General features: G+C 59.2%; 12 protein-coding genes and 1 tRNA gene. 10 read left to right on the top strand and 3 right to left on the bottom strand.

Annotation, left to right across the window (positions count from 1 at the left end):
• Positions 1–39: 39 nt before the first annotated feature.
• Positions 40–1263, bottom strand: a complete 1224-nt coding sequence (locus PMI11_RS07980; RefSeq protein ID WP_007815346.1) for an ROK family transcriptional regulator — start codon at positions 1261–1263, stop codon at positions 40–42.
• 229 nt (positions 1264–1492) lie between these two features.
• Between PMI11_RS07980 and xylF the strand changes: the two genes are divergently transcribed.
• From xylF to PMI11_RS07940, 8 genes are all read left to right on the top strand, one after another.
• Positions 1493–2533, top strand: a complete 1041-nt coding sequence (gene xylF / locus PMI11_RS07975; protein WP_007815345.1) for a D-xylose ABC transporter substrate-binding protein — start codon at positions 1493–1495, stop codon at positions 2531–2533.
• 258 nt (positions 2534–2791) lie between these two features.
• Positions 2792–4102: a sugar ABC transporter permease gene (locus PMI11_RS07970; RefSeq protein WP_007815344.1), complete on the top strand. Its 1311-nt coding sequence runs from the start codon at positions 2792–2794 to the stop codon at positions 4100–4102.
• 14 nt (positions 4103–4116) lie between these two features.
• Positions 4117–4899, top strand: a complete 783-nt coding sequence (locus tag PMI11_RS07965) for an ATP-binding cassette domain-containing protein (protein WP_007815343.1) — start codon at positions 4117–4119, stop codon at positions 4897–4899.
• 190 nt (positions 4900–5089) lie between these two features.
• Positions 5090–5166, top strand: a tRNA-Arg gene (locus PMI11_RS07960).
• Positions 5167–5212: 46 nt separating this feature from the next.
• Positions 5213–5620: a hypothetical protein gene (locus tag PMI11_RS07955; protein ID WP_007815342.1), complete on the top strand. Its 408-nt coding sequence runs from the start codon at positions 5213–5215 to the stop codon at positions 5618–5620.
• Between the two features lie 171 nt (positions 5621–5791).
• The gene (locus tag PMI11_RS07950) at positions 5792–6154 is read left to right on the top strand and encodes a hypothetical protein (protein ID WP_007815341.1); all 363 of its coding nucleotides are present in this window, start codon (positions 5792–5794) and stop codon (positions 6152–6154) included.
• Between the two features lie 211 nt (positions 6155–6365).
• Entirely contained in the window at positions 6366–6707 is a 342-nt protein-coding gene (locus tag PMI11_RS07945; RefSeq protein WP_007815340.1) for a hypothetical protein, read from the top strand.
• A gap of 78 nt (positions 6708–6785) precedes the next feature.
• Positions 6786–7133, top strand: coding sequence for a hypothetical protein (locus PMI11_RS07940; RefSeq protein WP_007815337.1), 348 nt, complete (start codon positions 6786–6788; stop codon positions 7131–7133).
• A 156-nt stretch (positions 7134–7289) separates the two neighbouring features.
• On the opposite strand, the gene PMI11_RS07935 is transcribed toward PMI11_RS07940, so the two are convergent.
• Positions 7290–8213, bottom strand: a complete 924-nt coding sequence (locus PMI11_RS07935; RefSeq protein ID WP_007815334.1) for a LysR family transcriptional regulator — start codon at positions 8211–8213, stop codon at positions 7290–7292.
• A 178-nt stretch (positions 8214–8391) separates the two neighbouring features.
• Here PMI11_RS07935 and PMI11_RS07930 point away from each other — a divergent pair, with 178 nt between their 5' ends.
• Both PMI11_RS07930 and PMI11_RS07925 read left to right on the top strand, forming a co-directional pair.
• Positions 8392–9210, top strand: a complete 819-nt coding sequence (locus tag PMI11_RS07930) for an alpha/beta fold hydrolase (protein ID WP_007815332.1) — start codon at positions 8392–8394, stop codon at positions 9208–9210.
• 384 nt (positions 9211–9594) lie between these two features.
• Positions 9595–9858, top strand: coding sequence for a DUF982 domain-containing protein (locus tag PMI11_RS07925; RefSeq protein WP_007815330.1), 264 nt, complete (start codon positions 9595–9597; stop codon positions 9856–9858).
• Between the two features lie 372 nt (positions 9859–10230).
• Here PMI11_RS07925 and PMI11_RS07920 read toward each other — a convergent pair whose 3' ends face one another.
• Entirely contained in the window at positions 10231–10461 is a 231-nt protein-coding gene (locus PMI11_RS07920) for a hypothetical protein (RefSeq protein WP_037070895.1), read from the bottom strand.
• Positions 10462–10535 lie beyond the last annotated feature (74 nt).

The raw sequence follows: 10535 nt of genomic DNA, 5'->3' as shown, positions 1-10535 counted from the left end.
AAAGACAGTCGCTCTCCCCGAGTGGAGAAGGGGGAACCACTAATCCCCACCCTGCAGACCCGCCACGACGATGTCTTCATCGATGACGGCCAGCGCCCGGTTCAGATGTCCTTCAAAGACGAGAATCTGCTCGTCCGCGACGACCCTGAGTTCCGGCATGCCCTCCATGCGCACCATATGGGATTGGCCGAGCCCCTCCTCGATCCCCTGCCGCAGCAGATCGTAATAGCGCGTGCCGGGTCCGGTGATCGCAATCGGCATACGCTCCGTCAGGCTCAGCATGCGCGACAGCCCGTTGCCGAGCGCAAGCCCCGCCTGCCGGAAGGCAAAGCCCGAGATGCGGTGGCCCTGCCGCGCCCGTGCGGCGATCTTGTCGAGCTCGGCCACTGGCACGAACTTTGCCGGGATCGTATCGAGCGGCACTTCGAAGGCGGTGCGCAGGATGGCATAGAAACCGGCATAGGCCTCGATGCAGCCACGCGTGCCGCAGCGGCAAAGCCCGCCATTGGCCATATGCAGCATGTGCCCGAAATTGGGCGCGGACACCTCATGCCCGCCATGGCTCGTCCGCCTGATGATGCCAAGCCCGATGCTGTGGCCGAGCGAGAGGGCCGCCAGCGAGCGGAAATCCGCGCCTTTGACATTCTCCTCACGCGCGCCGAGGGCGGCGGCGACCAGCAGCGTCTCGTTGTCGAGAATGACCTTCGCCTTCCATTCCGGCTTGAGCGCCAGTTCGAAATCGATCTGGTCGCTGCCGAAGATCGGCGACCAGACGAGAACCGGTTCGGAGGAGTTGACCAGCCCCTTGCTGCTGATCGAAATGAGCAGCACCTTCTCCCGTTCGATCCGCGAGCGCGACAGGATACGTTCAAGCCCCGCCCGCACCCCGTTCACGAAGCGGCCAGCCCCATCGGGATCATGCGATCTTTCCTCGCTGAAGCGGTCGATCAGCTTGCCCGAGTAATCGACCAGCGAATATTGCACGGCATCCGAGGATATGATGACGACGACGAGGTAGCCGCAGTCGCGCCGCTGGCGCAAAAGCACGCGCGGGCGCCCTCGCCCGCTGGCGGCCTGCTGCTCGGATTTTTCGATCACCTGCGCTTTTTCGAGATCGGCCGTGATCGCGGAAACGGTCGCGGACGAAAGCCGCGTGAAATCGGATATTTCAGTGTGAGCAAGTGGCCCATGGCGGCGAAGAGTAGCGAGCACGAGCACGCTGTTTCTCTGCCGCACGAGCTCCGTGCTCGACTTGGTCAGCATCTATCGACGCCCTCTTCCCCGTTCGTTCCGCCCTTCACTTGCCACAGCATCTCCGGCGCCTTTCGTCAAAGGAAATTAAGCCGGTAGTGCGGTGTTGACAGTTGAAAAAATCTCTGACACTAAATTTCTCGACTGTCGAGAAAAAAATCCGAACCTTTCTGGACAGGCTTTCGCGGTGGCCGGAGGAGGCTGATGCTGGGCCGGCTGCAATTCACTCGGGAGGACATTTATGAAGTCTATTTATAAGCTGATGGCAGGTGCTGCCATTCTCGTTTCGCTGCAGTCGGCTGCCATGGCTGCAGACCTCGTCGTTGGCGTTTCCTGGTCGAACTTCCAGGAAGAACGCTGGAAGACCGACGAAGCCGCCATCAAGAAGGCTCTGGAAGCCAAGGGCGCAAAATACATTTCCGCTGACGCACAGTCGTCGGCCGCAAAGCAGCTCACCGACGTCGAGTCGCTGATCTCCCAGGGCGCAAACGCCCTCATCATTCTCGCTCAGGACTCCGACGCAATCGGCCCGGCTGTTGAAAAGGCCGCCAGCGAAGGTATCCCGGTCGTCGGTTACGACCGCCTGATCGAAAACCCGTCCGCCTTCTACATCACCTTCGACAACAAGGAAGTCGGCCGCCTGCAGGCGCAGGGCGTCTTCAAGGCCAAGCCGGAAGGCAACTATGTCTTCATCAAGGGCTCGTCTTCTGACCCGAACGCCGACTTCCTCTTCGCAGGTCAGCAGGAAGTCCTGAAGGCTGCAATCGACGCCGGCAAGATCAAGAATGTCGGCGAAGCCTATACCGACGGCTGGCTGCCGCAGAACGCCCAGCGCAACATGGAGCAGTTCCTGACCGCCAACAACAACAAGGTTGACGCTGTCGTTGCTTCCAACGACGGTACGGCCGGTGGCGCCGTCGCCGCTCTCGACGCACAGGGCCTCGCCGGCACTGTTCCGGTTTCCGGCCAGGACGCCGACAAGGCTGCTCTGAACCGCATCGCTCTCGGCACGCAGACGGTTTCCGTCTGGAAGGACAGCCGTGAACTCGGCAAGCGCGCTGCCGAAGTCGCTCTCGATCTCGCCGGCGGCACGGCCCTCGACAAGGTTGCAGGCGTGCAGACCTTCGAAGGCGGCCCGAAGAAGGTGAAGATGCAGTCCATCTTCCTGACCCCGCTCGCCATCACCAAGGACAACCTGAACGTCGTCATCGACGCCGGCTGGATCTCCAAGGCTGAAGCTTGCCAGGGCGTCAAGGCTGGCTCCGTCAAGGCTTGCGACTAATCCTCGCTGGCTGATTTGAATACCGGCGCCGCAGCGGCCCTCCGCTGCGGCGCCGGATGCGGATGAAGCCCGCTCAGTGGCGCTTCTCCGTTCTCGCGCACATCGCGGATGCTTTGATTCCCTGCCAGAATAGTGCCGTTGTGATCGGCTATTTTCGGAAGCGTCCCGGTGGTCACATCTAGAACAGGGCGGTCATCGGCCAGCTATTCCCATCCGGAGCAGGCCTGCGCCCAAACAAATGGGGGAAACGGCAAACCCATGGCAGACATCACCCAATCGACCTCGTCCGGCCCGCGCACGGCAGTTGAAGGCCCCTTCACGCGCTTCCTCAGGGCAACGGAAATAGACACCCGCCTTCTCGGCATGATCGGCGCATTGCTGGTCATCTGGGTCGGCTTCCACTTCTATACCGGCGGCCTGTTCCTCACGCCCCGAAACCTGTGGAACCTCTCCGTCCAGACCACCGAAATCGCAGTGCTGGCGACCGGCATGGTGCTGGTCATCGTCACCAGAAACATTGACCTGTCGATCGGCTCGATCCTTGGCTTCGTCGCCATGATCATGGGCGTGGTCCAGGCGAAGTTCCTGCCGCAATATCTCGGCTTCGACAATTCCTTCACCTGGGTCATCACGCTGATCTGCGGCCTCCTCGTCGGCTCGGCGATCGGCCTGTTCCAGGGCGTCATCATCGCCTTCATGGGCGTGCCCTCCTTCATCGTCACCCTTGGCGGCTTCCTCGCCTGGCGCGGCCTTGCCTGGTATGTCACGAGCGGCCAGACGGTCGCGCCCCTCGACACCACCTTCCGCATCATGGGCGGCGGCGCCGAAGGCGCGATCGGCGCCACCTGGAGCTGGATCATCGGTGCTGCTGCCTGCGTGCTGATCGTCGTTTCCATCATCGGCTCGCGCCACCAGCGCCGGCGCTTCAACTTCCCGCGCCGTCCGCTCTGGGCCGAATATGTCCTCGGCGTCCTCGGCTGTGCCATGGTGCTTGGCGCCATCTGGGTTTCGACCATCTATTACTGGCCGCCGGCCATCGCCAAGCGCTATGCCGAGGCCAATAACATCACCATGCCGGAAGGCGGGCTGATGATCCCCTACGGCATTGCCGTGCCGGTGCTGATCGCCATCCTCGTCGGCATCGTCATGACCTTCATCGCCACGCGTCTCCGCTTCGGCCGCTATGTCTTCGCGATCGGCGGCAACCCGGAAGCAGCCGAGCTCGCCGGTATCAAGACCCGCTGGGTCACCGTGCGCATCTTCGCGCTGATGGGCTTCCTCGCCGCCGTCGCGGCCGCGATCTCCACGGCCCGCCTCAACGCCGCCGCCAACTCGCAGGGCACGACCTATGAGCTCTATACGATCGCGGCAGCCGTCATCGGCGGCACGTCTCTGGCAGGCGGCACCGGCACGATTGCCGGCGCCATGCTCGGCGCGCTCGTCATGCAGTCGCTTCAGTCGGGCATGGGTCTCGCCAACGTCGACACACCTATCCAGAACGTCGTCGTCGGCGCGGTGCTCGTCATTGCCGTCTGGCTCGACACTGTCTATCGCTCCCGTGCGAAGTAAGAGGAGTACGAACCATGGCTGAACAACGCACTCCCCTTGTCGAACTGAAGAATATCTCGATCTCCTTCGGCGGTATCCACGCGGTCGACAATGCCTCGGTCGATCTCTATCCCGGCGAAGTCGTCGCCCTTCTCGGCCATAACGGCGCCGGTAAGTCGACGCTGATCAAGATCCTCTCCGGCGCCTACAAGCGCGATAGCGGCGAGATCCTGATCAATGGCGAACCGGCCGACATCCGCAATCCGCGCGATGCCAAGAAGTTCGGCATCGAGACGATCTACCAGACGCTCGCCGTCGCCGACAATGTCGACGCCGCCGCCAACCTCTATCTCGGCCGCGAGCTGAAGACCCGCTGGGGCACGCTCGACGACGTCGCGATGGAACATTCCGCCCGCGAGGTGATGGGCCGCCTGAACCCCAACTTCAAGCGCTTCAAGGAGCCGGTGAAAGCACTGTCAGGCGGTCAGCGCCAGTCGGTCGCCATTGCCCGCGCCATCCTGTTCAACGCCCGCATCCTCATCATGGACGAGCCGACGGCAGCCCTTGGTCCGCAGGAAACGGCGCAGGTGGGCGAGCTCATCAAGCAGCTGAAGAAGGAAGGCATCGGCATCTTCCTGATCAGCCACGACATCCACGACGTCTTCGACCTCGCGGACCGTGTCTCGGTGATGAAAAACGGCCAGGTCGTCGGCCACGCCCGCACCGAAGATGTCACCAAGGACGAGGTGCTCGGCATGATCATCCTCGGCAAGGTGCCGCCCAAGGCTATCCCCGGCCCCGGCGCCATGCAGGTCTGATATAAGCAGCATCCAGGAAAGAAACTCCGCCGCCCGCAAGGACCGGCGGAGTTTTCATTTCGGCAACAGCTTGGCGCGGAAATCGCTTTAAAAGCCAAGTCCCAGAATTTCCGTGAACTTCGCGATTGAAGCAGAGCCAAAGCTAGGCTAAGAACCACGACATCGGACGACGAGTCACATCGTCAGGCATGCACCCGTAGCTCAGCTGGATAGAGTGTTGGATTCCGATTCCAAAGGTCACAGGTTCGAATCCTGTCGGGTGCGCCAATTTTCCAAATAAAGAAATAAATCAACGAATTACTGGAGAGCGTCGATGAAATCAACCGCCCTCGCCATAGTGTTCTGTTGCATCAGCATTGGCGTCGTTTTCGCCCAAGGGCAAATCCCGGACGAAATGCTGGTGAAGCATAAATCGTATCGAAACATGCTGGGATTACTGGCGTTTTGCCAAAGCCGGGGCGTGTCTGAGCCCGGTGCACCGGAGTATCTTCGGGAAATAACGAGCGTCTACGACGACCTCATAGGCTCGTCAAAGGGCGACGAGGCTGAAGCAGTGGGACGACAGGGCGTGCTATCTGGCTTCGGACTCGTAAAACCCATCGAGGATGTTGCAAATGAGGAGCATCAGTCGGTGGATGATATCTGTCGCCAATTCGCGGGATTCTATAAGCGCCAAGCTGACAGATATATAAGGCCGACAGGTCAGAACACGGCTAGGTAAGGATTCGAGATATCGCCAATCCTTGCCCGGGCCGGTCAGTGTCCAGAAGGAAACACCCCTAGAGATTGCACTGGACAACCTGGAACAAAAGGGGAATTAGTAGGTCGTATCGCCTCCCCAAGCCTACCTGCCATCCCCGCCGCAGAAACAGAAAAACAGGAGACTTCGCCCGTGCCTTTCGATAACAGCCGCCCGCCAAGCGTTACCTGCTTCCCCAAAGAGGGCATAAACCTAAGCGATATCGATCGGCAGGATGTCCAGGCCATAACGGATTGCCAACTGTCAGTTAAGGACGCGAAGCTTCTCCATAAGTATCGCATCGAAGCCCATAACCAAGAGATGATTACTGGCGGGCTCTCTATCGGCGCCGTCCTCTTGGCCGCTCTTCTGCTGTTCGTATTCCGGCGCGCGATACCGCGAACAGCCCGCCGCGCTGCGGTGGCCGTGATGGCAATCGCAATCCGCGCCGGCCAGTCAGCGAGCAAAACGACCAGCGATATCGTTGCCGACGCCAAGCGCAAGGCGCAGCGATAACCCCCAACGAACAACAAAGGATCCTCAGCGCACCGAACGCCCTGCAGCCTTGGCGATCCGCGCTCATTCCCTGTAGAAGGACGGTGGAGTCGTATGCAGCTTTTCCACCAATCGATCTCCGAAAGAATATTGTTTCTGATCTGCCCCGAATTGACTTCGGAACTGCGCTGCGCTGTATTGCAGCCTTAAGTCGTATTGGGGAGATATTTCAATGAAACCAAGTATTTTCGCGGCTTTCGCGCTCGCTCTTACTGCTGCTGGTTACGCTCAGGCCGACAATCGCTCGTTCGAAGGAGCAGCCTTGTTTCATGACGTCGTGCAGATGACGTGCGGATTCAACATGACGCCGGAATCGGCAAAGAAAGCTGCAGCCACGCTCGGAATGTCGAACTTCCCAACAGATCCAATGCTTTTGGCGATCTCCGCGGTTTGCAAAGAAGTAAAAAAAGGGAACCGAGGCAAAGTCATTGAAATCCAGGTACCTGACGACCGCAAGGTAAATAGAAAAGTCATCGTTGAAAAAGCGCCGTGGTACGCTAGCCCGCGGATGTAGTTTCTCACGACGGTGTTGCGTCGTCCCGTTGGTCAAAAATATTGCTGCACCTTTTTGAAAAGCGCGACACGGCATTCGATGATCAAGCCTGAACTCGCATTCCTCATCTTTGTTACGAGCAACTTTGCGGCTCCGCTCCTGGCCTTTATCGCTGGGCGCAGATGGCCACATCGCCGGATGGCGTTCCATTTTTTGGCGGTGATCTGGATCGTTCTGTCAGTGTATGTGTGCCACAAGGTGACTTTCACACCAGATAGAGCCGCTGTGGGCGACTCTTATGAGCGTGAGGAAGTGATTCAATTCCTGGTCGTCGGCGCCGTTTTTTTGCAGCAGATAATCATTCTGGCGGCCTATCTCGTTCGGGACGTCTATCGCGCAGTCAGGAAGCGGCGCGAGGCAAATCGGGTAGCAAGAGCCTTCGAGTGATGATGGGGGGGCTCCAGAGATGGCGGAAACGACGGCGCGGCAGGGGCGTTCGCCACACATGGAATATGGTTGCACCGGGGGGGATGTGAACGCCGCGACGCTACTCTTCATGGCTGCCGCAACGGAGGCCCGCTTTTCTTTCTAAAGGGCTCCCTACTATGGAACTTCAGCATAGCGGATGATGCTCTGATTTTGGACGTTGGCGACCAGTTCATCAGAGCGAGACAAAAATCGGCGGAGCAAAGGCGAGGAATTTGAATCGTTGTATCCCAGGGTGAGATCAATTGTCGGAGGCACACCCTCAAGTGCTCTGGCAACGACATTTGGCGTCAGCATATTTTGCGCATAAAGCGGAATAAGCGTTATTCCACCTGTAGACACGACGAGCGACATTGCGGATGGCAGACCGTCACCTTCGTACTCTGCCTTGAGGGTGATCCCAACGTTCGACGCGTAATCCTGGATCACGGATTGCAATACGGGAGAAATTTTAGCCGCACTGACGTAAGTTTCGCGGGCAAGGTCTTGCGGCTGGATCTTTTTGCGCGACGTCAAGCGATGGTCCGCCGGCAGCACGGCGATCAGTGGCTCCTTGGCTAAAAACTTGAAGGACACACCAACACTCAGCGTCTCGGGGCGAAGGAAAGCGACGTCCAGCTTGCCTCGCATCAGTGCCAGAGCAAGGTCCGGGGAAGACTGACTGGACAATATGATTTCAACCTCCGGCGCTTCCTCACGAATAATGCGCAATGCATGAGGTAGCCACACAATCTCTTGCCCTGCGAGAAAGCCGATGGTGAACGACTGCTTTTCCGGCCGTTCTGCCCGCCGGGCCCCTTCCGCAGCCGCCTCGACTTGCAATAACGCCAGCCGCGCGTGATCGAGAAACACTTTACCGGCGGCGGTGAGCGTCACGCCGCGCGACTGCCGTTCCAGCAGTTTTACACCGACTTCGGTTTCCAGGTCGCGGATTTGCCTGCTGAGTGAGGGCTGGGACGTGTGAAGCCGCCGCTCTGCTGCGGTCAGCAAGCTTCCCTCCTCCGCAACAGCAACAAAATAGCGCAGATGCCTCAGTTCCATCGGGTCCTCGCTATACATTTAAAGCATAGCTCGAACGTACAAGGTATTTGTCCTTGATAAAGGGGGGATTTAGTCAATGTCGCAATTTTGGGATATGATCGAACACGCCTCACCGGAGGTATTTCGCAATCAACTGTATCCAAAAATGAATGTTTAACAGAGCAGATGGAGCGACACGATGCCTACAATCACGACCACGGACGGCGTAAACATCTTCTACAAGGACTGGGGCTCAGGCCAGCCGATCGTTTTCAGCCACGGCTGGCCGCTGTCGGCGGACGACTGGGACGCCCAGATGATGTTCTTCCTTCACCATGGCTACCGGGTGATCGCCCACGACCGGCGCGGCCATGGCCGGTCCGACCAGCCCGGCACCGGCAACGACATGGACCACTGGGTTGCTGACCTCGCGGCCCTGACCGAGCACCTCGACCTGCGCGACGCGATCCACATCGGCCACTCCACGGGTGGCGGTGAGGTGGCTCGCTATGTCGCTCGCCATCAAGAGCGGGTCGCGAAGGCGGTACTGGTCGCTTCCCTGACGCCGAACATGTATCGGAGCGAGGACAACCCGTCCGGTCAGCCGCCGGAGTGGTTCGAAGCGATCCGGGCAGGCATGCTGGGCAACCGGTCGGAGTTCTACCGTTTCGTCCCTGAGAATCCGTTCTACGGCTACAACCTCGATAGGGCCAAGCCTTCGGAGGCGATCATTGCGAACTGGTGGCGCCAGGGCATGGCCGGTGGTGCCCTGGCCCACTATGCGACTGTCGACTCTTGGCTGGAAGATTATACCGAAGACCTCAAGAAGATCACCGTGCCGGTGCTGGTGATGCATGGCGAGGCCGATCAAGTCGTCCCCTTCGCAAGTTCCGTGCCGCGTGCAGTCAATCTGCTCAAGAACGGGTCGCTGAAGACCTATCCGGGCTACCCCCATGGCATGCTGACCACACATGCGGATGTCCTCAACCCCGACCTGCTCTCGTTCATCAGGTCTTGATGACATCGACCTGACCGCGGCCGTCACCCAGCGTCGGCCGGACGATCTGTCACCCGGCTGCGCCGGGTGACACCTGTCGCCATTGACAGGCCAACGTGCTTTCCGGCCCAGGCGCAGGCGGCACCGCCACTGCGAGGAGCACGAGACCGACACCTTGCTACCTGCAAATCCTAAAGTAAACCGATGATTCGGCCTCAGCGGATTTTCCGACAAAAGCGTTCCATTCATCAACAGGTGTCCGTAAGGCAGGCTAGCAAAGGGCGTAGGCCGCCGAACTGTGGCGCCTATTGCCTTCAGCCTTGCCGTGCATTGCCATGCCCCGACTCCCCCTGGCACACCTCTTGCTTTGTTAACAATACGCCATCCCATCGGGAGTATTGTGTCATGGAATGGGACACCCCAATCGAATTCGATCCCGTGATCTTGATGTTTCACGATCCGGATAGGCTCCTGTCGGTCCGAACGGCTATTGGAGCCGCCAACGCGCTCATGAAGGAATTCCCCTGCGATGACGGGGAGGAATTTCTTGCGGCGATCAAGGTCTGTCTTGATGTCGTGCAGGGCAACGCTGCCCCCGGGGAATTGAGAGCGGCGATTATTCGCGCTGCAGCCGAGGCTGGGATTACCGCCATCGCCGTGCTTCACTGAGCTGTCACTTTCGCGGGAATGGCCGCCTGATGCCCGAAGTTTGTAAGCGCCGCGATTTGCCGGCAGGTCTTGTAAGCGCATTTCCTGAACAAAATCGGCACCTTAACGATTGGCTTACAAAATTACGAAATCACGGCAAGTCCCCTACTCTCAGAGGATAGCCAACAGCCGCTTGGGAAACCGGTCCATCTCTCCACCTGAGTTCCGCGATTATCTCTATAAGTCCAAAAACAACAAACCACTGAAAATATTAGGAAAATTCGCTTACGCGACCTAGTGCACAATCGTGAGCGCGGTAAGCAATTCTGTAGGTCGGCCGCAAACAAAAACTACCCGATGACCAGCGCCTCCAAGGCGTTACGCCCACACACTCTAGAAGATGCGTTCCCGCACTCGCGGGCCGTATTCGAACTCGATGCGCCCATCAGCCCATCTCGCCCACGGCTTGCCGCTCACATCGCCGCGAACATAGACGCGCACGGCGTCACGCCCGCGATTGGAAACCACCGACTGAGGTTCGAAAAAACGTCGCGATCCACCGGTGTACTTCGACCGTCCCGAGTGCACGATCGAAAAAGATTGGCCGGCGGTAAACGCCATCATCCACGGCTTCAATACCGCCGCCGGGCAGGCGCCAGCTTGGAAATGAATTCAGTCCATGCCTTCCGCAAAGGCCC

The organism is Rhizobium sp. CF142 (genome assembly GCF_000281145.1).
Classification (GTDB): Bacteria; Pseudomonadota; Alphaproteobacteria; order Rhizobiales; family Rhizobiaceae; genus Rhizobium.
This window is presented reverse-complemented; position numbering and strand designations above follow the sequence as displayed.

Bases quoted from the DNA above. Each gene is read 5' to 3' on its own strand.
- PMI11_RS07920 (WP_037070895.1), bottom strand. From the start codon at position 10,461: ATGATGGCGTTTACCGCCGGCCAATCTTTTTCGATCGTGCACTCGGGA.
- xylF (WP_007815345.1), top strand. From the start codon at position 1,493: ATGAAGTCTATTTATAAGCTGATGGCAGGTGCTGCCATTCTCGTTTCG.
- PMI11_RS07945 (WP_007815340.1), top strand. From the start codon at position 6,366: ATGAAACCAAGTATTTTCGCGGCTTTCGCGCTCGCTCTTACTGCTGCT.
- PMI11_RS07965 (WP_007815343.1), top strand. From the start codon at position 4,117: ATGGCTGAACAACGCACTCCCCTTGTCGAACTGAAGAATATCTCGATC.
- PMI11_RS07955 (WP_007815342.1), top strand. From the start codon at position 5,213: ATGAAATCAACCGCCCTCGCCATAGTGTTCTGTTGCATCAGCATTGGC.
- PMI11_RS07940 (WP_007815337.1), top strand. From the start codon at position 6,786: ATGATCAAGCCTGAACTCGCATTCCTCATCTTTGTTACGAGCAACTTT.
- PMI11_RS07935 (WP_007815334.1), bottom strand. From the start codon at position 8,213: ATGGAACTGAGGCATCTGCGCTATTTTGTTGCTGTTGCGGAGGAGGGA.
- PMI11_RS07980 (WP_007815346.1), bottom strand. From the start codon at position 1,263: ATGCTGACCAAGTCGAGCACGGAGCTCGTGCGGCAGAGAAACAGCGTG.
- PMI11_RS07930 (WP_007815332.1), top strand. From the start codon at position 8,392: ATGCCTACAATCACGACCACGGACGGCGTAAACATCTTCTACAAGGAC.
- PMI11_RS07970 (WP_007815344.1), top strand. From the start codon at position 2,792: ATGGCAGACATCACCCAATCGACCTCGTCCGGCCCGCGCACGGCAGTT.
- PMI11_RS07925 (WP_007815330.1), top strand. From the start codon at position 9,595: ATGGAATGGGACACCCCAATCGAATTCGATCCCGTGATCTTGATGTTT.